This window comes from Kribbella sindirgiensis (assembly GCF_004331435.1).
In the GTDB taxonomy this organism is placed as follows: domain Bacteria; phylum Actinomycetota; class Actinomycetes; order Propionibacteriales; family Kribbellaceae; genus Kribbella; species Kribbella sindirgiensis.
Genome location: NZ_SJKA01000021.1, coordinates 50,620 through 75,946 on the forward strand (window position 1 = coordinate 50,620; position 25,327 = coordinate 75,946).

Sequence of the window (25,327 nt, forward strand, 5' to 3'; positions counted from 1 at the left end):
CAGAGCCGACAGACCCCTTGCGAGGGAGCGGCCGATCGCCGGAAGCAGGAGGTTCGGCCCTGGAGATCGGGGTCTTCCGGACCTGGTAGCAGTCAGGTCGAGAGCGACAAGATCAAAGGCATCGTCCGGCTGAGGGATCGCCGAAGCCACGGGCTCGGAGAGGGGCCGGTCATGAAGCGCACACAGGTGAGGGTCCAGCGCCCGCAACGACCACGCCGTCCGTTGACGGTCGATCTACGGACGCCGTCCGGCCGCATTCTGCGCTTCTGACCTACGGCTTGAGTTGCTGGTCGAAGAAGGACAGCACGCGGTCTACTGCTTCCTGCTGACGGTGCTCGGTCAGGGTCGAGTGTTTGCGGCCGGGGAATTCGACCGCGACGAACTTGTCACCGAGCTCACGGCGCAAGGTGTCGAAACGGTCTCCGACCGCCGGGTCTCCGGCGTAACGCAGGCCGAGCACCCGGCATCCGGCCGCCACCTTCGCCTTGACTGAGGCGAGATCAGCGGGGCTGAGTCCGAGGTCGGCCTTCCGCGCTCTGCCGACAGGCGCCGGTGAGGCCGGCTGGGCGAGTACCGGTGCGGCGATCGGAGCGTCGGCGAGCATCGCGAGCGCGAAGCCGCCGGTCATACACATGCCGACGGCGCCGACGCCGGGACCTCCGAGTTCGGCGTGCAGGTCACGAGCCAGGGACCTCAGCCAGCCGGCCACCGGGGTCGTTCGCTGGAGTGCGAACATGCTGAACTCCCGACTGACGCAGATCTGGGCGATGCTGCGGACCGATTCTCCCACTGTCGCCGCGGCGCCAGGTCGGCCGAAGAGCGACGGCATCACGACCGTGAAGCCGCGTGCGACCACCTCCTCCGCGAACGCGAGGACTCCGGGGGTGATGCCCGGGATCTCGTGGATCACGATCACAGCGGGTCCGGTTCCCTTGCGGAAGGTCGGATGCGTCGTCCCCGAAAAGCTGTGGCTACCGGCCGCGGTGTCGTGCAGCGGTTGCAGAAAGTAGGGTTGGGTCTCCTGGCCGGCAGGTTCTGGGAAGGGTGCAGGGGTGGATCCACGGGCGCAGCGGACGATTGACGCGTTGTTGGGTGCTGCGGAAGATTTGTTCGCGGCTCGGGCTGTGGCTGACGTTACGGTTGAAGAGATCGCTGCCACCGCTGGTGTTGCGGTTGGGTCCGTTTACAACCATTTCGGGTCGAAGGCCGGGCTGTACGCCGCTTTGGTGGAGCGGGCGGTTGTCGTGGATCGGCAGTTCATGGATCTCGCGTACGTCGAGGGCCGCGCGCCGGTCGAGCAGTTGTACGCCGCGGCGGACGAGTATCTCGCCTTCTATCTGGCCAATCCTGAGTATTTCCGGATGCTGGCGTTTCCCGCGGAGCCGGGGAGCTATGCCGCGGGGCAGGAGCTCGCGGACCGGTTGGCGGACTCGGTGGACGAACAGAACCGGCGGATGGTCGACGCGATCAAGCGCGGTATCAAGGCCGGCACGATCCGCAAGGTCAACGCCCAGGAGATGGCGATAGTGCTGTGGTCCTCGTGGAACGGGATCATCAGCCTGGGCTGGCGGCAGGACCGCCTGCAGCGCACCCCGCGGCAGTTGAAGCGCCTGCTCCGGGCGGCAACGGATGCCTTCGCCCGCGGCCTCCTGGTCGAACCCGACTGACATTGCGGGCGGCAACGGCCGGTGCTAGTGTGCGGACGCTTCTTGCAATGATTACAAGAAGGAGGTCGCGGTGTGTTGACGGTCCCACGCGGCTCAGCAACCCCGAACCAACCTCACCACCCACTTCCTCACCGCAATGCGCGAGGAACACCACCTCCGCAATTCCTCCCGAGCCGCCCTCCTCTGGCGCCCCAGTGCGCTAGGTCGAGGGATGTTCGATGCGGTACTGCTCGGCGAGGTCGTCGAAGTGGCCCGGGGTGGCTTCTGTGAGGGCGGTGGGGTGGCCGGTGGCTTGTTGTACGCCGGCTGTTAGCTCGGCGGCCCTTTGTCGGGTCGTGTAGATGCCGAGTACTAGGTCGTGGTTGTCGGCCAGGGTGAAGGCCCACGGAACTTCGCACGGGCCGTTGTGTTCGGCGACCGGGCACAACGCGCGCGCGGCCGGCTCCTGCATCGCCAGGGCCTCGTCGGTGCCGGCGAAGCCTTCGATCCTGATCTCGAACGTCATCACGTCCTCGAAACTATCGACTTACCGCGATCCATCACATCAGGGACAAACCGGAACACCGCCCTGACCACACCTCAGACCACAGTCGTACGACGGGCCCGCGGGGGTGGAGTCTTTGGCGGCCGGGTGCGACCATCGGCTGATGGAGGTCTTGCGGGTCGAGGAGTTGGCGGCTGTACACCTGGAGCTGGCTGGGGAGAACGACAGCGGGCGGAGTGCGACGACGTTGTACAGCCGGCCCGGGGCACGGTTGCGGCAGACGCTGATCGCGCTGGATGCCGGGCAGACACTTGGCGAACATCAGAGCCCTGGAGATGCCTCGCTGATGTGCCTGCACGGAAACGTGCTGCTGCGGGCAGGTGACGTCGAGGTCGAGTTGCGGGCGGGAGATCTCGTGGCGGTGCCCCCACAGCGTCACGACGTACACGCCCGTGCTGCGTCTGTTCTGCTGCTATCAGTAGCCCTGCACTGAGCCCGACGCGGGCAATCCCGAACAAGACAGCGTCTCGCCGGTGCTCTACCTGTCGAACCGCCGCCGGTTCCTCGAGTCGTGGATTTCGGCGACCGAACGCAGCCGTGATCCACGACTCGCGGCTCCCGGGGCCAACCAAACGCCACGACTCGGCGTGATCCCCGGACAGGGCAGTCGTTCCGGTCGGCCGCGCAGGCGGGGCGGCCGGGGACGTCTCAGACTGTATGCAAACGATTGCGCTCACTGTCGGCGACGTGCCAAGGTTGGCGCTGACATGCGGCGCGATTGACCTGTGAGGAGCGGCCAGATGGTCCGTATCGCCTTTCTTCATACCGGGGCTGTCGTCATTCCGACGTTCGCGACGCTCGCGGCCGAGCATCTGCCTGGCGTGGAGGTGCAGAACCTGCTCGACGACAAGATCGTCGCTGATCTGGGGTGCGGTGCCGCGGCTGAGCAGGTCGCGCGGCGGCTCGCTGATCTTGGTGGTGCCGCGGTCGCGGCCGGCGCCGAGGCGGTGATGTTCACGTGCTCGTCGATCTCGCAGTACGCCGGGCCGCTGGCTGATCGGCTTGGCGTGCCGGTGTACCGGGTCGACGAGGCGATGGCGGACGAGGCTGTTCGGGTGGGTGATCGGGTCAGTGTCATTGCGACGCTGCCCACGACTGTGCGGCCGACGGCCGCTCTGCTGCGGGAGCGGGCCGGGCTTCAGGGGCGCGATGTGCAGATCGATGAGGTTGTCGTAGCGGGTGCGTTCGAGGCGGCGGTTGCGGGGGACCGGGCTCGTCACGACTCGCTGGTGGCCGAGGCCATCAAGGCGGCGGACGGTGACGTGGTCGTGCTCGCGCAGGCGTCGATGGCGTCGGCGGCCGAGGGGCTCGACCTCGCCGTCCCGGTCCTCACCAGCCCCGAACGCGGCATCCGCCGCCTGGCCGAACAGCTGACCTGACGCCCGCCGGGCCGTAGCTCAGCTGACCTACCGCACCCGCTCTTGACGTCGGCGGACGCCTGCGGCATGGTTTACAGCGCTGCATTACAGCGCTGTAAATCGAGCGGAGAGCAGGTAGATGCGTCCCGACATCGTCATCGTGATGACCGATCAGCAGCGGGTGGGACTGACCCGGCGGAGCGGGTATCCGGTGGACACCATGCCGTTCGTCGACAGCCTGGCGGACCGCGGAACGGATTTCCGGAACGCGTACACGGCCGCGCCGGCCTGCGTTCCGGCGCGGACCAGTCTGCTCACCGGGCGGTTCCCGAGCGCCCATCAGGTCCGGCAGAACAGCAACGCCCAGCACGCACGGTTCGCCCAGGACCTGGTCGACGTACTGCGGGCCGCCGGCTACCAACTGCACTTCGCGGGGAAGCCGCACATGCACCGCGACGCGCAGGACTTCGACACCTACGCCGGTCCGTACTTCCACACCCACGGACCCGAGCGGAACGCCGAGGAAAACGCTTTCGACACCTGGCTCGAGCACCTGGACCACGGCGTCTCCGACGAGCCGACCCCGTTCGACGTACAGAACCAGCTGCCCTACCGGATCACCACCGACGCACTGCAGGCGATCGACGAGGCCGACCCCGGCCGGCCGGGCCTGTTCTGGGTCTCCTATCCCGAACCCCACAACCCGTACCAGGTCCCGCAGCCCTACTTCGACCTGGTCGGCCCCGAAGACGTTCCCGACCGCACCACGGGGCCGGATGCAACAAAAACCAAAGGTGGCAGCTACGCCTGGCTGCGCAAGCTCCAGGAGGAGAAGCGACCCGGGTACGACGACAACTGGCGCCGGTACGCCGCCAACTATCTCGGCATGCTCAACCTCCTCGACGACCAGATCGCCCGCCTGCACGAGGGACTCGCCCGACGCACCCGGCCGCGCCTGACGATCGTCCTGGCCGATCACGGTGACTACGTCGGTGAGTACGGCCTGCAGCGCAAAGGCGCCGGCCTGTCCGAGTTCCTGATGCGGATCCCGCTGATCATCACCGGCGACGGCGTACACCCGCAGCAGCGTGACGAACCGGTCTCGATCGTCGACGTCCTGCCCACCATCTGCGAGGCCGTCGGCCAACCGATCCCCGACGGCGTCCAGGGCCGCAGCCTGCTCCCGCTCACCCACGGCGAGGATGCACCCGAGGAGGAGTTCGGCAGCATCATCGCCGAGCACGGGTACGGCGGTCGCGCGTACGACGTGACCGCCCGGCCACCGCTGCATTTCGGGTACGACGGCCCGACCTTCGACGAGTTGAACACCGTCACGCAATCCGGCGCCGCACGAATGCTCCGCAGCGGCGACTGGAAGCTGATCGTCCATGCCGACCTGCCCGGTGAGCTGTACGACCTGGCGCAGGATCCCGCCGAGCTCGGCAACCTCTTCGACGACGACGCCCATGTGGCCGTCCGGGCCCGCCTCCTGCACCAGCTCGCCCGCTGGCAGGCACGGCTGACCGACGACCTCCCGAACGGCAACTACACCCCGCTCCGCCTGCCCCACAACTGGCGCTGGGCCTCCCAAGGAGAACCAACATGACCACTCTCAGCCGCCGGACCCTGCTGGGTCTCGGCGCCGCCACCGCCGCGGCGATCACTGTCCCTGGCTGCTCCGGCAAGTCCGGTCCGATGCGCGTTTCCTGGTACGGCCCGGATCCGGTGACCAAGGCGCTGAACAAGGCCCTCGACGCGTGGAAGTCGAGCGGCGGCGCGGAGTACACCGCGGAAAGCGCTCCCTTCGACGACTACTGGGACAAGCTCGCCACCCAGACCTCGGGTAACAACGCCCCCGACGTCCTGCGGATGTCGATGAGCTACTTCAGCGACTACGCGGGCCGGAGTGCGCTGAAGGACCTTGGTTCGCTGGGGATCGACACGTCGGGTCTGGACAAGGACGTCGCCGCCAGCGGTGTTGCCGACGGCAAGGACTATGGGATCGGCCAGAGCTCGATCAGCTACTCGATGTACGTCGACGAGGGCGCGATCAAGAAGGCCGGCGGGACCGTGCCGGCGGCGGGTTGGACCTGGGAGAAGTTCGCCGAGTTCGCCCGCGACTACGCGGGGTCGGTACCGGGCTCGTTCGGGTCGAGCGATCAGGCCGGAAACTTCCAGCTGTTCGAGGTGTACGCGCGTCAGCACGGCACGGAAATGTTTTCCGACGACGGCGGAAAACTGCTCACCACCAAGGACACCGTCCAGGAATGGTTCCAGTACTGGGCCGACCTGCGGACCGCGAAGGCCGCGCCGCCGCAGAATGTCAGCGGTGAGACGACGGCGATCGAGAAGTCGCTGATCGCCACCGGAAAGTCTCCGCTGCAGTTCGGCTGGGTCCAGCAGGTCACGTTCTACCAGCCGCTGGTGAAGAGCCCGCTGGCCGTGCTCCCCGTCCCGCAGGGCAAGGCCGGAGATCTGAGCGGTCAGTTCGTCAAGGGCCTCGACCTGTGGTGCGTCTCGGCCGCCAGCAAACACCCCGAGGACGCGGCGAAACTGATCGGGTTCCTGCTGAACGACGAGAAGGCGATCAAGGCGATCGGCATCCTGCTCGGCGTACCGCCGTCGAAGAAGGCGCGGGACCTGGTGTCCGCGGACGCGGGGTCGGCCGGTGCGCGGGCGATCAAGTACGTCGAGGACCTGGCCGGCAAGGTCGGTCCGTCGCCGAAACCGTGGCCGAAGGGGTACGGCGAGCTGCTGACCGGGTTCGGCCGGATCGCGGAGAACATCGGCCTCGGCAAGAGCAACCCGGCCGCGGGCGCCCAGGAGTTCACGGAAATGGCCGGAAAGACTCTGGGACAGTGATCGGCCGACTTCGGCAGAGCGTTCCGGCGTACCTGTTTCTGCTGCCCTGGTTCGTCGGCATCGTCGGGCTGACGATCGGCCCGATGCTGCTGTCGCTCTACTACTCGTTCACCGACTACGCGCTGCTGAACACCCCCGAGTGGACCGGTCTGCACAACTACACGGCGCTCTTCCAGGACTCGCGATACCTGCAGTCGCTCAAGGTCACGTTCATCTATGTCGGCGTCTCGGTCCCGCTCGAGATGGCGTTCGCGCTCGCCGTCGCCGTACTCCTGAACCGAGGGCTCAAAGGTCTCGCCGTCTACCGAGCGCTGTACTACGTCCCGAGCCTGCTCGGCGGAAGTGTCGCGATCGCCCTGCTGTGGCAGCAGATCTTCGGCAGCGACGGTCTGCTGAACGACGTCCTCGGCCTGTTCGGCATCCATGGCCGCGGTTGGATCTCCGAGCCGGGTACGGCGTTGTGGACCCTGATCCTGCTCCGGGTCTGGCAGTTCGGCGCCCCGATGGTGATCTTCCTGGCCGGCCTCCGGCAGATCCCCGACGAGGTGCTCGAAGCCGCCGAGGTGGACGGTGCGGGCCGATGGCAACGATTCTGGCGGGTGACGCTGCCGCTGCTGTCGCCGGTGGTGTTCTTCAACCTGGTGCTGCAGATCATCGGCGCGTTCCAGGCGTTCACACCGGCGTTCGTGATCAGCGGCGGCAAGGGCGGCCCGTCGGACTCGACGCTGTTCTACACGCTGTACCTGTACCAGCAGGCCTTCGGGAACTTCCGGATGGGGTACGCCGCCGCGATGGCCTGGGTACTGCTGCTGATCATCGCGGTCTTCACCGGACTGAACTTCGTCCTCGGCCGCACCTGGGTGTTCTACGGAGACGAAGGGGTACGTCGATGAGACGCGTACTGGCCCACGCCGGCCTGACCGCGGGCGCGCTGATCATGCTCTACCCGCTGCTCTGGATGATCACCGCGTCGCTGCGGCCGAACACCGAGATCTTCCGGCATCCCGGCCTGATCCCGGAGCACCCGACGCTCGCGAACTACGCGCTCGGCTGGTCGTCTACCGGGACCAGCTTCGGCATCTACCTGATGAACTCACTGATCATCTGCGCGGCGGTGGTGATCGGCAACCTGCTGACCTGCTCGCTGACCGCCTACGCGTTCGCGCGGCTCACCTTCGTGGGCCGGAAAACGTTGTTCGCGCTGATGCTGGCGACGATCATGCTGCCTGGTCACGTGACCCTGATCGCGCAGTACTCGATTTTCCGGAAGCTGAACTGGATCGACACGTTCTGGCCGATGATCGTGCCGAGTTTCCTGGCCACGGACGCGTTCTTCGTGTTCCTGATGGTGCAGTTCATCCGCTCGATCCCGGTCGAGCTGGACGACGCGGCCCGGATCGACGGCTGCGGGGCGTGGGGCATCTACCGGCGGATCATCCTGCCGCTGCTGTCGCCGGCGCTGGTGACGACGGCGATCTTCTCGTTCATCTGGACCTGGAACAACTTCTTCAGCCAGCTGATCTACCTGTCGACCAGAACCCGGCTGACGGTGCCGGTGGCCCTGCGCGGCTTCCTGGACGCGACCGGCAGCTCGGAGTGGGGCGCGCTGTTCGCGATGAGCGTTGTCACGCTGGTGCCGGTCGTGGTGGTGTTCGTGGTCTTCCAGCGCCGCATCCTGGCCGGAATGGCCCACACCGGCCTCAAATGAGATCCTGCCATCCATGAGGCCGCGCCTGACCGATGTCGCCGAGGCGGCCGGGGTGTCGATGAAGACGGTGTCGAACGTCGTCAACGGCGCCGAGCACGTCCGCGAGGAGACCCGGCAGCGGGTGCTGGCCGCGATCGACAAGCTCGGGTACCGGCCGAACATCGCGGCCCGCAACCTGGCCCAGGGACGCAGCGGGGTGATCGCGCTCGCCGTACCGCAGCTCGACCGCCCGTACTTCGCCTCGCTCGCGGCCCGGATGCTAGACGAGGCCGAGGCGTTCGGGTGGATCGTGCAGTTCCACCAGACCGGCGGCCGCCGCGAGGCCGAGCTGGCGCTGCTCACCGAGCGGCATCCGGCCCGCCTCGACGGCATCGTGATGAGCCCGCTCGGGCTCACCGCGGAGGACGTGCGGAACCGCGATCCGGCGCTGCCGCTGGTCCTGCTGGGTGAGAAGGCCGGCACGGAGCACCACGCCGATCACGTCGGGATCGACAACCGGGAGGCCGGCAAGGTCGCGACCGAGCATCTGCTCGAACTCGGCCGGCGCCACGTGATGGCGCTGGCGCCCGGGCCGCGGATGGACGACGAGCGGATCAACGGGTACCGCGACGCCCTCGTCGCGGCCGGCCTACCGGTGGACGAGGACATCGTGCTCGCGACCGGCGGCCTCCGCGGCCAGGACGCCGAGCGCACTCTCGGTGACTGGCTGGACTCGGGGAACCCGGCGCCGGACGCGGTCTTCGCGGCCACCGACTGGCTGGCGATGGGCGCGATCCGCGCGCTGGTCCTGCGCGGCCTGCGGGTGCCGCAGGACGTGGCCGTGGTCGGTTTCGACGACATTCCGTACGACCTCGCCACCCTCCCGACGCTCACCACCGTCGCGCCCGATCGGGTCGCGATCGCCCGCCTGGCGCTGCAGGCCCTCCGCGACCAGCGCCCACAAAGCGAACCCCAGCGACTGCAGGCCCCCTTCAGCCTCGTCGTCCGCGAGAGCACGACCGGCATCGGCTGACACTGGCGCATCACCCGTACGCATCCCAGACTGGCGGCATGGGTGGGGGAATGGTGGCGATGCTGTTCTCGGACATCGAAGGGTCGACGCAGCTGCTGCGCCGGTTGGGGGACCGTTACCTGGAGGCGCTGGAAGATCACCGGCGGATCCTGCGGGCGGTCTGGACGGCGTACGGCGGGACCGAGATGGGGACCGAGGGCGACAGCTTCTTCGTGGTGTTCGGGACGGCCGGCGAGGCGGTCCGGGCGGCCGTCGACGGGCAGCGCCGGCTGGCAGCGCATCGATGGCCGGACGACGAGCGGCTGCGGGTGCGGATGGGGATCCACACCGGTACGCCGGGTGTGTTCGACGACGACTACTGGGGCATGGACGTCCATCTCGCGGCGCGGATCGGGGCCAGCGCCCACGGTGGGCAGATCGTGGTGTCGGCCGTCACCGGCCAGCTGACGCATCTGCCCGACGGGGTCACGCTGCGCGATCTCGGGACGCACCACCTCAAGGACATCCCGGAACCCGAGCACCTGCTCCAGGTCATCGTCGACGGGTTGAAGGCCGACTTCCCGCCACCACGCACTGTCGGCACGTCGACGAGCCTGCCCTCGCCCGCGACGCCGCTGCTCGGGCGCGCACCGGATCTCGGCCGCGTCACCGGTCTGCTCGAGCGGCCCGACGTACGGCTCGTCACGCTGACCGGACCGGGCGGGGCGGGCAAGACCCGCCTGGCGATCGGCGTCGCCGCGGAGCTGACCTCGAAGTTCCCGGGCGGGGTGTACTTCGTTCCGCTCGCGGCCGTCACGTCCGCGCCGGTGCTGTGGACGACGATCGCCGAGGCCCTCGACATCCCGCCGCGGGAGCGCGGCCGGATCGTCGCCTACCTCGCGCAGCGGACCCTGCTACTCGTCCTCGACAACCTCGAGCAGCTCGCGGACGCCGGCAAGGTCGTCGCCGAGATCCTCGAAGGCGCGCCGCACGTGAAGCTCGTCGCGACCTCCAGGCGAGCGCTCGGCCTCACCGGCGAGTACCAGCACCCGGTGCTGCCGCTCCCGATCGCGGATGCCGCCGTGGAACTCTTCGTCCAGCGCGCCCAGGCCGTCCGGCCGGCGTTCGCGCTGACCGACGAGAACACCGCTGACGTGGTCGCGATCTGCCGGCGGCTGGACGGACTGCCGCTGGCGATCGAGTTGTGCGCGCCGCGGATCCGGCTGCTCAGCGTCAAGGAACTGCTGGCCCGGATCGACCAGTCGCTCGACATCGCGTCGACCAGTACGGTGACCCCGGAACGCCAGCGAACGCTGCGGGACACGATCGCGTGGTCGTACGAGCTCCTCGGTCCCGAGCACCGCCGTACGTTCCGGTGTCTTGCGGTCTTCGCGGGCGGCGCCGACCTGGCCGCCGTCGAGAAGGTTGCCACGGGCATCGACCCGCTCGACGCGCTCGCCGAGTTGCACGACGCCAACCTGATCACGGTGTTCGACGGACCCGACGGCACCCGCGTCCGGCTGCTGGAGACCATCCGCCGGTACGCCGCTGACGAGCTGCACGCCACGGACGAGGACGCCGCCGTCCGCGGCCGCCACGCCGGCTACTACGCCGACCTTGCCGAGATGATCGAGGACACCAAGAAGACCACGTCCGACCTGCCGGTCGATCGCGCCGAGATCGACCTGGACAACTTCCGCACCGCTCTCGGCTGGGCGACCGCCCACGACCTACCGACCGCTCTCCGGCTGTGTTCGGCCCTGGCCTGGGTCTGGATCGTCGGCGGCTACCTGGCCGAGAGCCGCGCCTGGCACGAGCAGATCGTCGCCGCCGCCGGTACGACGTGCTCGCCGGAGCTGGCCGCGTGTCTGCGCGGATTCAGCAACGTCCTGTTCATCCAGGGGGAGGCGGAGCACGCCGAAGAGGTGGCGGCCCGCAGTGTCGAGATGGCCCGGGAGCTCGGCGATCCGGCCGGCATCGCCTACGGAATGACCGTGCTCGGCTCGATGCAAGGCCAGCGAGGGAACGCACCTGCGGCGCGGGCGACGCTGACCGAGGCCGTCGAGCGGCTCCGGTCCTTGGACGACGAGTGGCGGTTGGCCCGCGTGCTCAACCACCTGGGCGGGATCGAGGAGGAGCTCGGCAACTTCGAGCACGCGGAGAAGCTGCTCCGGGAGTCGCTGAGGATCACCGAGTCGCACGGGGACGCGTACGAGCTCGCCATCGTGGGGCAGAACCTCGCCTACCTGCTGACCCTCGCCGGCCGGCTCGACGAGGCCGGCGAGCTGGCCCGTGGGCTGGTTCCTACCGTGCTGGCGATCGGCAGCCCGACGCTCACGATGGCGTTCTCGAACACGGTGATGAACATTCTGCTGCGCCGCGGGGATCCCGTTCGCGCCGCGCACCTGTTCGGGGCGGAGGAGGCGATGGGGGAACGGCTCGAGATCCCCAACCCCCATCTGGACGAGGAACTCGCGGAAGCCCTCGAACTCGTCGGCGACACGCTGTCCGGCGAGGACTGGGAACGTCACCGGCAGGCGGGGAGGACGGAGCGCGTCGAGGAGCTGCTCGACCGCTTGGCACTCTGACCGTACGCCGGCCCCGCGCCGTCGCGACGCTCGCCGCAGCAAGATCTCCAACAGTCATGACGAAAGGTTGAGTACAGACTTCAAACGGTTGACCACGAACAGTGGCAACTACATACTGCTTGCACCGCCGTCGGCGGAGCTGTGGGGGCAGTTGGGGGCTGGGGTTCATGGAAGGAACAAGGGGGGCACGTCATGCATGCCTGGAAGTTGATTCGTGCTGCGCTGGGGACTGCAATCGTCGGCGCGACTTTGGCGGCGGTTCCGGTGACCGCCGATGCCGTACCACCGACCAGTGCGATCGAAGTGAACACGACGTCGGTCGCTCGTGGGCAGACGTTCACGATCACACAGACCGTGTACAACGATCGGGACTTCACGATCACCGGCGGGAAGGCCGGGCTGTACGCCAAGGAGACGTCGCTGCCGGCCATGGTGGAGTTGGTGTCGTGTCCGGGGGCGTTCGCCTGTGACACGCTCGGCACCAGTGTTCGTGGCGGGGTCGCGGACGTTCCGCCGGGTGAGTCCCGCACGGTCGTCTTCACGCTCCGGGTCAAGGCGGATGCTCCGCTCGGAACGATCACGCTGCAGCACCAGTTCATCGGAGAGAACTACGCGTTCGACGTCTTCGACGGACCGGCGCTCACGATCGTGCAGCAGCCGGCGGACGTTGCGGTGACGATGACCGCGGCGGTGAAGATGGTGACGACGGCGCGGATCACGTACACGATCACGGTGAAGAACAACGGTCCGGATCCGGCGACCGACGTACGCGTCGTCGCGACCGGTCCGGCGGCGACGGCGTACTACGCGTCGACCTGTACCCGGGTCGGCACCACGCGGACGGTGAACTGCGACATCGCCTCGCTGGCCAATGGCGCCAGCGTGACCCGGACGCTCACGGTGAACACCGGGATGCTCACGGCCGGCACGCTGACGGCTACTGCACAGCGGACGGCGAGTTCGCCGAACGACCCGGTGGCGACGAACGACAAGGCGACGCGCTCCTGCACGGCCGTCACCGGGCTGCTTGTGCGCTGCTGACAACACACTGAGGTAGTACGACGGCCGGCGGCCGCGGGTTCTCGAGTCCCCGCGGCCGCTGGTTCTTTTGTGTCTACGCCTTGCATCGAGGGGTGGGTCAGGTTTACGGTCCGGGTTAACGTTTAAGTGAGTGTTAGTGAGCACTTCTTCGAAACTTGGAGCAACTATGATCAGTCGGCGACGGTTCCTGCAGGTGACCGGTGCGGCGATTGCCACCTCCACGCTGGCGGCCTGTGGCGACGGCGGGGCGGGCGGAGGGGGCGCGAAGGCGTCGGGCGAGCTCACGCTGCCGACGTACAAGCCGTTCGAGGGTCTGCACCCGGACTTCCCGGGGGCCGAGTCCGGCCTCGAGCCCGGGTTCCTGAAGTTCCCGGCGGACGCGGTCTCGAGCGTGAAGGCGCCGCCGCTGAAGAGCGCGGTCACCGCGCTGACCGAGACGTTCGCGACGCCGCCGCCGCCGATGGGCAGCAACCCGATGTGGCAGGCGCTGAACTCCGCGCTCGGCGGTGAGCTCCGGCTGACCATCGGCACCGACCCGGGCTACCCGGAGAAGTTCGCGACGCTGCTGGCCAGCGACTCGCTGCCGGACCTGATGTGGCTGCCGCCGAACCAGGGCATCCCGAACGTCGGACCGATGCTCGAGGCGAAGTTCCAGGACCTGACCAAGTACCTGTCCGGCGACGCCGTCCTGGAGTACCCGAACCTGGCCGCGCTGAAGCCGGCCTCCTGGCGGACCGCCGTGGTGAACGGGAAGATCTGGGGCGCTCCGATCCCGTCCACGCCGTTCGGCCAGGTGATGATGGGCAACCCGAAGACCTGGGCGAAGGTCGGCGGTCTGCAGTGCACCACCGCGGACGAGTTCTTCGCCAAGTGCAAGGAGCTCACCAACGGTACGAACTACGCGCTCGAGCCGGCGATCATCAACATGCTGCACATGTTCGGCGAGTGGTTCGGTGCCCCGAACGGCTGGCGTGTGAACCAGGACCGGTCGCTGACGCACCTCTACGAGACCGACAACTACAAGGCCGCCGTCGAGTACGCCGCCAAGCTCTGGGCCGCGAAGGTGTTCTACCCGGACCTCAACCTGGCCGACGCCACGCCGAAGACCGTGAACGGCCAGATCGCCGCGCAGGTCGTCGTCGGCCCGCGTGCGACCGCCGACTTCCGGACCCTGGACCCGACGCTGTTCGTGGACACGATGATCCCGTTCGGCCACGACGGCAAGGCGAAGCCGGTCTACGACATGGGCTACGGCACCGTCGGGTTCACGCCGTTCAAGAAGACCGACGAGGGCCGGATCCGCGAGCTGCTCGCCTTGATGGACTACCTGTCGGCGCCGTTCGGCACCAAGGAGTACCTGGTCAAGAACTTCGGCGTCGAGGGGCAGCAGTACCAGCTCGACGCGCAGAAGAACCCGGTGCTGACGAAGGCCGGTCAGCAGCAGGCGCCCGGTCTGGTCAGTGCGCTGCAGATCATGAACTCTCCGGAGAGCGTGATCTTCAACCCGGCGAACCCGGACGACACGCGCAAGATCTACGAGACCGAGCAGAAGCTGCTAAAGTTCGCGATGCGCAACCCGACCGCGGGCACGTACTCCGACACGTCGAGCAAGGTCGGTCCGAAGCTGACCGCGGCGTTCCGGGACACGATCGTCGACATCGTCACGGGCCGGCAGAAGATGGACGCGTACGACGCGGCGCTCAAGCGCTGGAAGTCCGGCGGCGGTGACAAGATGCGCGGCGAGTTCGCGGCCGTCCTGCCGTCGAGCGTTCCGGTGACCGGGTCCTGATCGATGCTGAAGGCCAACTCGGAGAAGCGGCAGGCCAGGAACGGCCTGCCGCTGAAGGCGAAGTGGCGCCGGGACTGGCAGATGGTGCTGCTGATGATCCCCGGCGTCGTCTTCCTGCTGGTGTTCTTCTACCTGCCGGTGCTCGGAAACGTCGTCGCTTTCCAGGATTTCCAGCCGTTCCTCGGCATCATGCACAGCGAGTGGAACGGCCTGCAGAACTTCGTCAACCTGTACGCCAACCCGGACTTCTGGGACGCGTTGCGGAACACGCTGGTGCTGGCCGGCGTCCAGTTGCTGCTGTTCTTCCCGGTGCCGATCGGGCTGGCGCTGATCGTCGACTCGCTGGTCAGCAACCGTTTTCGGCGCTGGTTCCAGACGATCGCGTACCTGCCGCACTTCCTGTCCTGGGTGCTGGTCGTGACGCTGTTCCAGCAGTCGCTGGGCGGTGCCGGGTTCGTCAACAACCTCCTCCGGCAGGCGGGTCTGGACCCGATCCCGTTCATGACCAACCCGGACACCTTCCCGCTGCTCGTCGTCGCGCAGCTGATCTGGAAGGACGCCGGCTGGGCGATGATCATCTTCCTCGCGGCACTGACCACGGTCGACGTGTCGTTGTACGAGGCCGCCGCGGCGGACGGAGCGGGCCGGTGGCGGCGGTTGTGGCACATCACGCTGCCGTCGCTGCGGACCGTCATCGTGCTGCTGCTGATCCTGCGGATCGGCGACATCCTCAGCGTCGGGTTCGAGCAGTTCATCCTGCAACGCGATTCGGTCGGCTCGGGCGCGGCCGAAGTACTGGACACGTTCACGTACTACGCGGGTGTTGTCGGTGGTGACTGGAGTAGTGGCGCCGCCGCCGGACTGGCCAAGGGCGTGGTCGGTGCTCTGCTGCTGTGGGGCGCCAACTCCCTCGCCCATCGCCTGGGCGAGCCGGGGATCTTCCAGAAACGAGGGGCCTCATGAGACCGGTCTGGAAGGAGAACCCTTCTCCTGGGTACCAGGCGATCAAAGCAGTCGTGCTGGGCGGCTTCGCGCTCGCCATCGTCATCCCGATCCTGGTCGTGATCTCGACGTCGCTGGCCAGTGACGAGGACATCATCGACGCGGGCGGGTACGTGCTGTGGCCGTCGCATCCGACGTTCAAGGCGTACCAGACGCTCTTCTCCGGCGGGCTGATGGGCCGAGCGATCCTGGTCAGCGTGTTCGTGACGCTGGTCGGTACGGCGATCGCGCTCGCGGTCACCATCGCGCTGGCGTACGCGACGTCGCGGCCGGTGCTGTTCGGGCGGCCGGTGCTGCTGATGGTGCTGTTCACGTTGCTGTTCGCGCCGGGCATCATCCCGATGTTCCTGGTGGTGAAGCAGCTCGGGCTGCTCGACAGCCTGTGGTCGCTGATCCTGCCGGGCGCGCTGGGCGCCTTCAACTTCGTGGTGCTGCGGACGTTCTTCATGAACGTGCCGGGCGAGTTGCTGGAGAGCGCCCGGATCGACGGCGCCAGCGACTTCACCATCCTGCGCCGGATCATCATGCCGTTGTCGAAGGCGGTGATCGCGGTCGTCGGGCTGTTCTACGCGGTCGGGTTCTGGAACGCGTTCTTCAACGCGCTGCTGTACCTGAACGACACGTCGAAGTGGCCGGTCCAGGTGATCCTGCGGACCTACGTCCTGCAGGGCAAGTCCCTGTCCGCCGACCAGCTCGGCGTCCATCCGCCGCCGCAACCCCAGTCCCTGCAGATGGCCGTCGTCGTGGTCGCTCTGGTCCCGATCGCCATGGTGTACCCGTTCCTCCAACGGCACTTCACCAAGGGCGTCATCACCGGCGCCGTCAAAGGTTAGGCCGTGCCTGATCTGCAAGAATCGATATATGTCCTCACCTTTGGCTGAGCGGCCGACACTGCGGATGGTGGCGAAGGAGGCCGGCGTCTCCGTCGCAACCGTGTCCTACGTGCTGTCCGGACGGCACCGCAGCCACACGATCAAGGACTCGACCGCGGACCGGGTCCGCGAGGCCGCGTCGCGCCTGGGGTATCGGCGCAACGACGCGGCCCGCGCGATCCGGACCGGCAAGTCCGATCTCGTGCTGCTGTCGCTGAACGTGCTCGCGGACCCGTGGTCGCAGGCCGTCGCGGCCACGGTCAGTACGGCGGTGTCGCCGCTGGGGAAGACCGCGCTGATCGTCGCGGACGGGGACTGGCGGACCGTGCTGTCCAATCGGACACCGGACGTGATCTTCATCGACAGCATCACACCGGACCCGGAGCAGATCGCCGAACTGGAGGCGTTCGCGGCGCAGGGCGTGCAGATCGTGGCGTTCAGCGAAACCCTGGAACCGCAGGGCTTCGACGTGATCCGGTCGGGCGCCGAGCCGCGCTGCCACCTCGCGGTCGAGCACCTGCTGGAGCACCACGACCGCGTCGGCGCACTCACCTCCCGGACCAAGGGGTTCGCCCGCTTCGACGCGTACGTGAACACGTTGCGCGCAGCCGGAAAGCCGATCAGCAGTGACCAGATCGAGGTTTTCGAGCAGCACCCCGAAGGCGCGTACCGGGCCGCGATGGCGCTGCTGTCCAAGCCGGATCGGCCCACCGCGCTGTACTGCACCACCGACTTCGCCGCGATCGCCGCTGTCCGGGCGGCGCACCGGTTGCGGATCGACGTACCGGGCGATCTGGCGATCGTCGGCGTCGGCAACACGCCCGAGGGCGAGCATCTCGACCCGTCGCTGTCCACCGTCGGCCCGGTCGGGTTCAACGAGGCGCTCGCCCGGATCATCGTGAGCAGATTGACCGACCGGGAAGGCGCACCCGGTGAGGTGTTCGACTTCCCCTGGCAACTGATCGTCCGGGAGTCTTCTTGAGGCCGAACGTCGTACTGATCTGTGTCGACGAGTGGCGGGGCGATGCGATGTCGTGCGCCGGCCACCCGTACGTCGAGACTCCGCATCTGGACGAGCTGGCGCGGAACGGGGTGCGGTTCAGCCGCGGGTACTCCGCGACGCCGACATGCGTGCCGGCCCGGGTGGCGCTGTTCACCGGGCAGTCGCAGGAGCGGCACGGGCGCGTCGGGTACACCGACGGCGTACCGTTCGACGCCGCGCATCCGGTGACGGTGCAGGGCGAGTTCCGGCGCGCCGGGTACCACACGCAGGCGATCGGGAAGATGCACGTGTGGCCGGAGCGGGCCCGGCTCGGGTTCGACGACGTGATCCTGCACGACGGGTTCCTGCACCACTCGCGGCGTACCCACCGGCAGCAGTTCGGCTTCTTCGACGACTACGTGCCCTGGCTGCGACGACAGCCGGGTGTGTCGCCGGACGCGGAGTACTTCGACCACGGGGTGAACTGCAACTCGGTCGTCGCCCGTCCGTGGGACAAGGCGGAAGAGTTGCACCCGACGCACTGGATCGGCACGCAGACGATCGACTGGCTGTACCGGCGGGATCCGACGAAGCCGTTCTTCCTGTACCTGTCGTTCCATCGGCCGCATCCGCCGTACGATCCGCCGGCGTGGGCGTACGACCGGTACGACGCGCTGCCGCCGTACTCCCGGACGCTGGGTGACTGGGAGGACGACTGGGACGAGTTCCGGCAGGACGGGGACTATCAGGCGGCGATCGGGGACCTGCCGGATCGCGTCGTGCATCGCGCGCGGGCCGGGTACTACGGGCTGATGGCGCAGATCGACCTGCAGCTCAACCGGATCCGTGAGGCGCTGGTCGACTTCGGGGTGTACGACGACACGATCATCGCGTTCACGTCCGACCACGGCGAGATGATGGGCGACCACCGGATGTTCCGGAAGTCGGTGCCGTACGAAGGGTCCGCGCGGGTGCCCCTCCTTGTCGCGGACCGGGCTTCGGCCCCTTCGGTGCGCGGTGGCGTTGTGGACCAGGTGGTCGAGCTGCGGGACGTGATGCCGACGTTGCTCGATCTGGCCGGGGTGCCGATTCCGTCGTCGGTGGACGGGGTGTCGCTGGCGCCGTTCCTGCGCGGGGAGCCGGTGCCGGTGCGGGAGTGGTTGCACGGTGAGCATCTGCATTTCGGGCAGTCGATCCAGTGGGTGACGGACGGGAAGATCAAGTACGTCTGGGGTTCTGCGCTCGGAGTGGAGCAGTTGTTCGATCTCGTCGAGGATCCGGGGGAGTTGCGGAATCTGGTGAAGACGGAGCCCGAGCTGCGGGAGTTGTGGCGGTCGCGGCTGATCCAGGACCTGACCGGGCGTGCGGAAGGTTTCGTTGCCGACGGCAATCTGGTGACCGGGCGTCCGGTGACCGCGATCCTCGAGCACACCAGGGAACGCGTTGCACGCGCCGCCGGCTGACGACTGGGAGCCGGTCGACATCGGCGAGTCCGACACGTCCGTCTACCACCGAGGCAACCTCTTCGCCAAGTGCTGCGGCCCCTCAGGCGTCGCCGACCTGACCGCCGAACGCGACCGCATCACCTGGCTCACCGGAACAGGCTTGCCCGGGGCAACGGTTGTGGACTGGATCGAGTTGTCCTCGGATGGTGCTTGTCTGGTGACTTCCGCGGTGCCAGGTGTTCCCGGCGACACGCTTCCGCCGGCGTCGTACGAGCGTGCTATGCGGAGCCTCGGCGTGGTTCTTCGTGAGTTGCATTCGCTGACCGACTGCCCGTTCGAGCGGCCGCTGGCCGACGTGATCGCGAAGGCGACCGACGTCGTACGGCGTGGTGCCGTGAACCCGGCGTACCTGACCGACGAATGGCGCCGGCTGCACCCGACCGAGCTGCTCGACCAGGTGGTTGCCGAGCGCCCCTATGTCGAGAGCGTCCTGGAACCGGTCGTCTGTCACGGCGACGCCTGCCTGCCGAACATCTTCTTCGACCCCGAGACCCTAGAGGTCACCGGCCTCATCGACCTCGGACGCCTCGGCGTCGCCGACCGGTACACCGACCTCGCCCTCGCCACGATCCAGCTCCACGACGAGTGGTCCGCCGACCCGGCGCCGTTCCACGAGGCGTACGGCGTACCGGACCCGGACCCGCGCCGCCTGCACTTCTTCCGCCTCCTCGACCCACTCACCTGGGGCTGACCCTGAGAGTCGAGCGCGTCCTCACTCTGGACACGCCTCTCGACCCGCACCTCACCCGCACACAGCTCGGGCAGCACCCACCCCCATTTGCCTGGCTGACCCATGAATTTGCCTGGTCTGCCAGGCAAATGAGGGGTTCTACACCGTGGAAGTGGGTGTGGAACCCCTGAGCTGGTGGGTGGACCAGGCAAATGCAGCCGGGGAGGGGACGTTCTGCGCGGAGACGCGCGCCGGTGTCCGCCGAGGTGTGGGCGGCGCGGGACTTTCGGAGGGTTTTCGGTGGGAAGTGGTTAGCGTTGAGGGGTGAGGCTGGTGGGCGCCCTTGTCGTGTTGGCGGTGCTGGCCGGATGCAGCGACACGGCTCCGTCCGGTAACTCGACCCTGCCGCCAACCACCCCGACCGTCACGCCAACCACACCAACCGTCACGCCCAGCTCACCGGCAGGTCCCGCCACGACCCCCTCGCCCACGCCGGCCCCGACGCCCACCCGCACCACGCCCAGTCCGGCACCCACCGTGTCGGGGCCTGTGAGTATGTCGATCCCCGCGATCGGCGTACGCAACCTGCGGGTCGTCGCCTACACCGGCACCGCCGACGACCGCCCGGGCACCCGGATCCAGGACCGCGGCATCGCCGCCAGCCCCCGCGGCCGAGCCGGCGGGGTCGGCCCCGGCGAGATCGGGAACTTCATCGTGACCGGCCACCGCGTCAGCCACGGACGACCGCTGGAGCGAGCGCCGGAGCTGAGGAACGGCGACCACGTCCTGATCAGAGTCGGCAGCACGGTGTACGACTACGTGATCACCCGGACGATGACGATCTCGTTCCGCAAGCCCGCCGAGAAGGCGCAGCAGAACGCCGCCGTACCGGGCAGCCCCGGTGCGAAGCCGACCCAGCCGATGCTCACCATCTCCACCTGCGCGACCCCTGAGGACCACGCGGCCGGCAACTACTGGCACGACGAGCTCGGCAACCCCGAACACCGGATCAACAAGATCGGCACCCTGGTCGCGACCCGCTGACCCCCGGTGAGTTTCCCGGCCTCGCGGACACCTACTTACGGCCGAACTTCCACCACTTCGGCTTGTTCATCTTGATCTCGTCGGCCGTCATCGGCGGCGGGACCGGGGGCCGGGACTCCTCGGTGAGGAAGTCACCGGACTCGGTGTCGTACGGCGTGACGCCGAGCTGGCGGCTGATCTCCATCACGATCGGGATCGACCGCGGGCCGTCGTTCAGGTAGAAGGTGATGTCGCGGACCTCGACGCCCTTGCCGATCGTCATCTCGACGTCGTACTCCGGACTTCGCAACGCCAGCCAGGACGGTTTGCTCGTGTCCACGTCCGGCACCACTTCCCGGACCTTGGCCACCACGTCGGTCGCCAGACCGACCGCCGGCGGCTCGTAGTCGACCGGAATGTCGTCGAGGCGCCGTACGCCTCCTGGCCCACGCATCGCATAAACAGCCCAGCTCATGCCCCCAGCATGCCAGGCGGTCAGCGCTTGCGGGCGGCGAGGATGGCGAAGGTCAGGTATTGGCCGTTGTCGGCCTCGAGCATGTCGAGGGCGTCATCGCGTTCGCCGCGGTACTCCGAGACCGCGTGGGACCACTTGACCCAGTCGGCCCAGCCGTTCTCCTGCAGGCGCGCGGCGGTGACGTCGACGAGCTCGGTGATCTCCCACTGGAACCGCCACCAGTCCGCGGTGTGCCAGGCGAGCGCCTCCCAGCCGACCAGCTTCTTGATGTGCTCCGGAATATGGCCGAGCTCGCGGACCTCCCGGGTCATCGCCGGTGTCGCGACGCCGAGCTGCCCGCCGGGCTTGAGGAACGACGTGATGTAGGACAGGTAGTTGTCCGCGGTACCGAAGTACTCGTAGGCGTCGACGCAGACGATCGCGTCGAAGAACCCCTGCGCGAACGGCAGCGTGTGCGCCTCCGCCTTCAGCGTCACGACGTCGTCGCGATCGATGTGCGCGGCGGCGTCCGTTGGGTCCACCCACAGGTCGGCGGCCCAGACCTGAACGCCGTACTCCTTCGCGAGGAAGACGGCGGTCGCGCCCTTGCCGGAGCCGAGGTCGAGCACGCGCATCCCCGGTCGCAGGTCGAGGTCGCGGGCGAGATCCTCCAGCAACCACAGCGGATTCGGGCCCATGTCGCGGGCCAGCAGCCAGTCCGCGTCGTACCCGTTGGACCGCGGGTAGCCGTCGTGCTTCAGGTCTGCCACCGGCACAGGGTAGCGAGATCAAAACGGGATGTGCCCGGCATTTTCGGCGGGCAGAGTGGATGGATGACTCAACTTGATCCGGTGATTCGCTCCTACTATCGCGACCGGTACGTCGAGGACGATCGGCTGGTCGTCCACGGGCACGGTCGGCTCGAACTCCTGCGTACCCAGGAGTTGCTGCGGCGCTGGCTGCCGCCCGCGTCCGTCGTACTGGACGTCGGTGGCGCGACGGGTGTTCACGCGCGCTGGCTCGCGGCGGACGGGCATCGGGTCACGCTGATCGACCCGGTTCCGGAGCACGTGCAGCAGGCGGCGACGATCGGGACCTTCGCGGCCGAGGAAGGCGACGCGCGGGAGCTCCGGCAGGCCGACGCGAGCGTGGACGTGACCCTCCTGCTCGGTCCGCTCTACCACCTGGTCGACGCGGCGGATCGCGCGCGGGCGTTGGCCGAGGCGGTACGGGTGACGCGGCCCGGCGGCGTGGTGGCCGCCGCGGGCATCAACCGGTACGGCGGCCTGCTCGAGGCCGGCAGCAACGGCACGCTCACCGAGGAGAATCTGCACCTGTTCCTCGACGCCTTCGCGTCCGGCAGTATCGACGGCTCCAGTGGCTTCACTGTCGCCTACTTCCACCACGCCGCCGAACTCGCCACCGAACTCACCACCGCCGGCCTCACCGGCGTCGAGGTCCTCGGCATCGAAGGCCCCGCCAGCAACATCCTCGAGAACGCCGCCCCCGACCGCATAGAAACCCTGCTCCCCGCCGCCGTCCTCCTCGCCCGCCAGGTCGAATCCGACCCGAACCTCCGGGCCGCCAGCCCGCACTTCCTCGCCCACGGCAGGGTAGTCGGCTGACTGCGTTCCGTGGCGGCGGTCGCGGAATGATGTCAATAGGTGCAATCCGGTTCACCGGATGGCGGTCCAGGCCGTAATATCAGCCGGCGGCCGGCACTTGGGGGTGTACCGGCCCTTCTGATGCATCGGGTGGGACCGGCGGACTGCCGGTACTGGGGAGAAGCGGGAAGTTATGGCGGACAAGCCGGCACCCAAGCCTGGGCACTTCCTGCCAGGCGGCGACGGTGACCAGATCTCGAACGACGACCGGAAGCCGGCGGTTTCGGCGCCGTCGGGGGCTCCGTTGGCGGCACCCACGCCGCGGCTCGGCGGGGAAGCGCCGCCGACGCCGCCGCAGTTGAGCGGGTCCCGGATCGACTCCCGCCGTACGACGCTGTCCGGCAGCCGGCTCGGCCCGCCGCCGGCCGACGACCCCGCCGCCGCGGCGTACCGGCAGGTGTTCCACCCGGAGCCGGTGCCGTTCATCCCGAAGAAGCGGTCCAAGGGCCTGATCGCGCTGATGGTCGCCGCGGTACTGCTGTTCCTCGCCGGCGGCGCGACGTTCGCGGTCAAGGTGCTGTCGTCCGACGGGATCATCGCGACCCCGATGCCGACCACGAAGCCGAGCGACGCGCCGACGACCACGGAGCCCGTCGGCAAGGGCACCCCGGACACCGACATCGTCGGCAAGAACCCGGTGTACGCCGTCGGGCGGCTGGCGGCGGCGAAATGCCCGGAACCCGCGTTCCGGCCGACGTCCAAGGAGAACGTCCGTTCGTACTACCAGGCGCTGACCGCGTGCATGGACAAGGCGTGGGAGCCGATCATCACCAAGGCCGGATTCGAGTTCCGGTCGCCGAACCTGATCGTCTTCGACGACGGCGACGAGACCGCGTGCGGCGTCCAGCAGGAGCTCGCGCTGTACTGCCAGGACGAGCACGGCGGCAGCGCGACCATGCCGTGGCAGAAGACCGTCGAGGACTACCCGAAGAACAAGACCGAGATCCGCGCGGAGATGGCGCAGTCCTTCGGCTTCGTGTACGGCGTCCACGTGCAGAACCTGACCGGGATGGCCGACGCCTCCGACAACCTGGCCGCCACCGCGGCGAGCACGACCGCGAAGCTCGAGGTGAACCGGCGCGCCGCGCTGCAGGCGTACTGTTTCGGCGCGGTGTTCTTCGGCGCGGCCAAGGCGAGCTTCCCGTTGCGCGGCGATCTGCTCCGGCAGTGGAACGGTTTGATCCAGCGGCGCGGCGACGAGCACACCAAGGACAAGGTCCGCGACCACGGCTCCAGCAAGAGCCTCGCGCTGTGGATGAGCCAGGGCCTCGCGACAACCAACCCGGGGGCCTGCAACACTTTCGTCGCAGCATCCGCCAAGGTCAGCTGAGCGAGATGGGAACGATCGATGCCTGACTCCGACGAAGGTGCGCCGGGACCGTCCGGTGACCCGGCGGCCGGCACCCGCCCGCTGACCCTGAAGACTGCGCAGCCCGGCGGCCTGGGGCCGGCCCGTTCGGTCTCGCTCGACGACGCCCCGCTCCGCCGCAAGGCCCGTCCGCTGCCGACGGAGCCGGGTACGACGAGCGAGTACAGCGGCCCGCCCGCGGCGCCGCAGACCGGCGTACCGCTCACGCCCCTGACCGGCACCCGCCGCGTCGGCGGCCCCCGCGCGACCGGCTGGCATTCGAACCCGTCCCGCTCCGGCGCCCAGTTCACCACCGAACCGCCGCCGGCCGCCCCGCCGCGCCAGTACTCCCGCCCGATCATCGTCGGCCTGTCCATCCTGGTCGTCCTGATGCTCACCGGCGCCACCATCGGCGGCTTCAAACTGGTCAACTCCTACGGAGTAGAACGCCCCCTGTCCCAGCCTTCCGTCAAGAAGTCCCAGGCCCCACTCCCCGTCCCACCGAACCCCACGGTCACTGTCACCGCCTCAGTAGTCCCAGACCTCGTCCGCCTCCGCCAGAACGAGCTCTACGCAGCCGGCCAGGTCGCGAGCGTCAGCTGCAAGGAGCCGGCGATCAAGCCGGACTCGCAGTCGGCGATCCTCAGGTACTACCGGGCTCTGCTGCCCTGCCTGGACAAGGCGTGGGCGCCGGTCCTGAAGCGGGCGCACTACCCGTTCCGTTCGCCGAAGGTCGTGCTGCAGACGAACCAGACCACCGCCTCGAGCTGCACCGGTGAGAAGAACGTCGCGTACTACTGCCCGGCCGACGAGAGCATCTACGTCAGCTGGAAGGCGGACCTGAAGGACTACAAGGACGATCCGCTCTCGGCGCGGGTGTGGATGATCGACACGATGGCGCACGAGTACGGCCACCACGTGCAAAACCTCACCGAAATGCTCACGGCTGCCTGGTCCCGCGAGGGCTGGGCGAACTCGAAGGCGGAGGAGCTCGAGTGGAGCCGGCGCACCGAACTCCAGGCCAGCTGCCTCGGTGCCGCCTTCCTCGGCGCGAACAAGAAGCCCCTCGGGCTGAGCGGCCGGAAGCTGGAGATCTGGGAGTGGCAGACCCAGCACAGTGGCGACGAGTACAACCCGAAGAAGATCCGCGACCACGGCTCCCGCAAGAACCACTGGCTCTGGTCCGAACCCGCCTTCAAATCCGCCGACCCCAAACTCTGCAACACCTTCACCGCCCCCGCCGCCAAGGTGAGCTGACC

The 25,327-nt window shown here is 68.2% G+C and carries 24 protein-coding genes; 20 read left to right on the forward strand and 4 right to left on the reverse strand.

Annotated features, from left to right (window positions below):
* Window positions 1-271 precede the first annotated feature (271 nt).
* Window positions 272-1,159 carry a dienelactone hydrolase family protein gene (locus E0H50_RS36815; protein WP_337590392.1) on the reverse strand — a complete coding sequence of 296 codons (888 nt, stop codon included), beginning with the start codon at window positions 1,157-1,159 and terminating at the stop codon, window positions 272-274.
* Between E0H50_RS36815 and E0H50_RS44325 the strand changes: the two genes are divergently transcribed.
* The gene (locus E0H50_RS44325; protein ID WP_131295674.1) at window positions 1,053-1,667 is read left to right on the forward strand and encodes a TetR/AcrR family transcriptional regulator; all 615 of its coding nucleotides are present in this window, start codon (window positions 1,053-1,055) and stop codon (window positions 1,665-1,667) included. The genes E0H50_RS36815 and E0H50_RS44325 overlap by 107 nt on opposite strands.
* 199 nt (window positions 1,668-1,866) lie before the next feature.
* Here E0H50_RS44325 and E0H50_RS36825 read toward each other — a convergent pair whose 3' ends face one another.
* Window positions 1,867-2,175 carry a hypothetical protein gene (locus E0H50_RS36825; protein ID WP_131295676.1) on the reverse strand — a complete coding sequence of 103 codons (309 nt, stop codon included), beginning with the start codon at window positions 2,173-2,175 and terminating at the stop codon, window positions 1,867-1,869.
* 139 nt (window positions 2,176-2,314) lie between these two features.
* On the opposite strand from E0H50_RS36825, the gene E0H50_RS36830 reads away from it, so the two are divergent.
* The 16 genes from E0H50_RS36830 to E0H50_RS36905 all read left to right on the forward strand — a co-directional run bounded on the left by E0H50_RS36830 (window position 2,315) and on the right by E0H50_RS36905 (window position 20,623).
* Window positions 2,315-2,644, forward strand: coding sequence for a cupin domain-containing protein (locus tag E0H50_RS36830; protein WP_131295678.1), 330 nt, complete (start codon window positions 2,315-2,317; stop codon window positions 2,642-2,644).
* A gap of 307 nt (window positions 2,645-2,951) precedes the next feature.
* Entirely contained in the window at window positions 2,952-3,590 is a 639-nt protein-coding gene (locus E0H50_RS36835; protein WP_131295680.1) for an aspartate/glutamate racemase family protein, read from the forward strand.
* 118 nt (window positions 3,591-3,708) lie between these two features.
* Complete coding sequence (locus E0H50_RS36840) at window positions 3,709-5,175, forward strand: sulfatase-like hydrolase/transferase (RefSeq protein WP_131295681.1); 1,467 nt, start codon at window positions 3,709-3,711, stop codon at window positions 5,173-5,175.
* Window positions 5,172-6,431, forward strand: coding sequence for an extracellular solute-binding protein (locus tag E0H50_RS36845; RefSeq protein ID WP_131295683.1), 1,260 nt, complete (start codon window positions 5,172-5,174; stop codon window positions 6,429-6,431). Before E0H50_RS36840 ends, E0H50_RS36845 begins: the two co-directional genes overlap by 4 nt.
* A complete protein-coding gene (locus tag E0H50_RS36850; protein WP_131295685.1) occupies window positions 6,428-7,324 on the forward strand; it encodes a carbohydrate ABC transporter permease in 897 nt (298 codons plus the stop codon). Before E0H50_RS36845 ends, E0H50_RS36850 begins: the two co-directional genes overlap by 4 nt.
* Window positions 7,321-8,139, forward strand: coding sequence for a carbohydrate ABC transporter permease (locus E0H50_RS36855; protein ID WP_131295686.1), 819 nt, complete (start codon window positions 7,321-7,323; stop codon window positions 8,137-8,139). The genes E0H50_RS36850 and E0H50_RS36855 overlap by 4 nt, the downstream gene beginning before the upstream one ends.
* A gap of 13 nt (window positions 8,140-8,152) precedes the next feature.
* Window positions 8,153-9,151: a LacI family DNA-binding transcriptional regulator gene (locus E0H50_RS36860; RefSeq protein ID WP_131295688.1), complete on the forward strand. Its 999-nt coding sequence runs from the start codon at window positions 8,153-8,155 to the stop codon at window positions 9,149-9,151.
* Between the two features lie 38 nt (window positions 9,152-9,189).
* Window positions 9,190-11,718: an ATP-binding protein gene (locus tag E0H50_RS36865; RefSeq protein WP_131295690.1), complete on the forward strand. Its 2,529-nt coding sequence runs from the start codon at window positions 9,190-9,192 to the stop codon at window positions 11,716-11,718.
* Between the two features lie 192 nt (window positions 11,719-11,910).
* Window positions 11,911-12,759, forward strand: a complete 849-nt coding sequence (locus E0H50_RS36870; RefSeq protein WP_131295692.1) for a DUF11 domain-containing protein — start codon at window positions 11,911-11,913, stop codon at window positions 12,757-12,759.
* A 166-nt stretch (window positions 12,760-12,925) separates the two neighbouring features.
* A complete protein-coding gene (locus E0H50_RS36875) occupies window positions 12,926-14,548 on the forward strand; it encodes a type 2 periplasmic-binding domain-containing protein (protein WP_131295694.1) in 1,623 nt (540 codons plus the stop codon).
* 3 nt (window positions 14,549-14,551) lie between these two features.
* A complete protein-coding gene (locus E0H50_RS36880) occupies window positions 14,552-15,511 on the forward strand; it encodes an ABC transporter permease (protein WP_238151610.1) in 960 nt (319 codons plus the stop codon).
* Window positions 15,508-16,383, forward strand: a complete 876-nt coding sequence (locus E0H50_RS36885) for a carbohydrate ABC transporter permease (RefSeq protein WP_131295696.1) — start codon at window positions 15,508-15,510, stop codon at window positions 16,381-16,383. Before E0H50_RS36880 ends, E0H50_RS36885 begins: the two co-directional genes overlap by 4 nt.
* A 28-nt stretch (window positions 16,384-16,411) precedes the next feature.
* Window positions 16,412-17,404 carry a LacI family DNA-binding transcriptional regulator gene (locus tag E0H50_RS36890; protein ID WP_202868497.1) on the forward strand — a complete coding sequence of 331 codons (993 nt, stop codon included), beginning with the start codon at window positions 16,412-16,414 and terminating at the stop codon, window positions 17,402-17,404.
* Complete coding sequence (locus E0H50_RS36895) at window positions 17,401-18,867, forward strand: arylsulfatase (RefSeq protein WP_131295697.1); 1,467 nt, start codon at window positions 17,401-17,403, stop codon at window positions 18,865-18,867. Before E0H50_RS36890 ends, E0H50_RS36895 begins: the two co-directional genes overlap by 4 nt.
* Window positions 18,848-19,600, forward strand: a complete 753-nt coding sequence (locus tag E0H50_RS36900; protein ID WP_131295699.1) for an aminoglycoside 3'-phosphotransferase — start codon at window positions 18,848-18,850, stop codon at window positions 19,598-19,600. The genes E0H50_RS36895 and E0H50_RS36900 overlap by 20 nt, the downstream gene beginning before the upstream one ends.
* A gap of 534 nt (window positions 19,601-20,134) precedes the next feature.
* Window positions 20,135-20,623 (forward strand): class E sortase, encoded by a 489-nt coding sequence (locus E0H50_RS36905; protein ID WP_131295790.1) that lies wholly within the window; start codon window positions 20,135-20,137, stop codon window positions 20,621-20,623.
* 31 nt (window positions 20,624-20,654) lie between these two features.
* Here E0H50_RS36905 and E0H50_RS36910 read toward each other — a convergent pair whose 3' ends face one another.
* Window positions 20,655-21,077 (reverse strand): hypothetical protein, encoded by a 423-nt coding sequence (locus E0H50_RS36910; protein ID WP_131295701.1) that lies wholly within the window; start codon window positions 21,075-21,077, stop codon window positions 20,655-20,657.
* Between the two features lie 20 nt (window positions 21,078-21,097).
* Window positions 21,098-21,826, reverse strand: a complete 729-nt coding sequence (locus tag E0H50_RS36915; protein WP_238151611.1) for an SAM-dependent methyltransferase — start codon at window positions 21,824-21,826, stop codon at window positions 21,098-21,100.
* A gap of 63 nt (window positions 21,827-21,889) precedes the next feature.
* Here E0H50_RS36915 and E0H50_RS36920 point away from each other — a divergent pair, with 63 nt between their 5' ends.
* From E0H50_RS36920 to E0H50_RS36930, 3 genes are all read left to right on the forward strand, one after another.
* Window positions 21,890-22,681 (forward strand): class I SAM-dependent methyltransferase, encoded by a 792-nt coding sequence (locus tag E0H50_RS36920; RefSeq protein ID WP_131295703.1) that lies wholly within the window; start codon window positions 21,890-21,892, stop codon window positions 22,679-22,681.
* 172 nt (window positions 22,682-22,853) lie between these two features.
* The gene (locus E0H50_RS36925; RefSeq protein WP_131295705.1) at window positions 22,854-24,050 is read left to right on the forward strand and encodes a neutral zinc metallopeptidase; all 1,197 of its coding nucleotides are present in this window, start codon (window positions 22,854-22,856) and stop codon (window positions 24,048-24,050) included.
* An 18-nt stretch (window positions 24,051-24,068) separates the two neighbouring features.
* A complete protein-coding gene (locus E0H50_RS36930) occupies window positions 24,069-25,325 on the forward strand; it encodes a neutral zinc metallopeptidase (protein ID WP_131295706.1) in 1,257 nt (418 codons plus the stop codon).
* Window positions 25,326-25,327 lie beyond the last annotated feature (2 nt).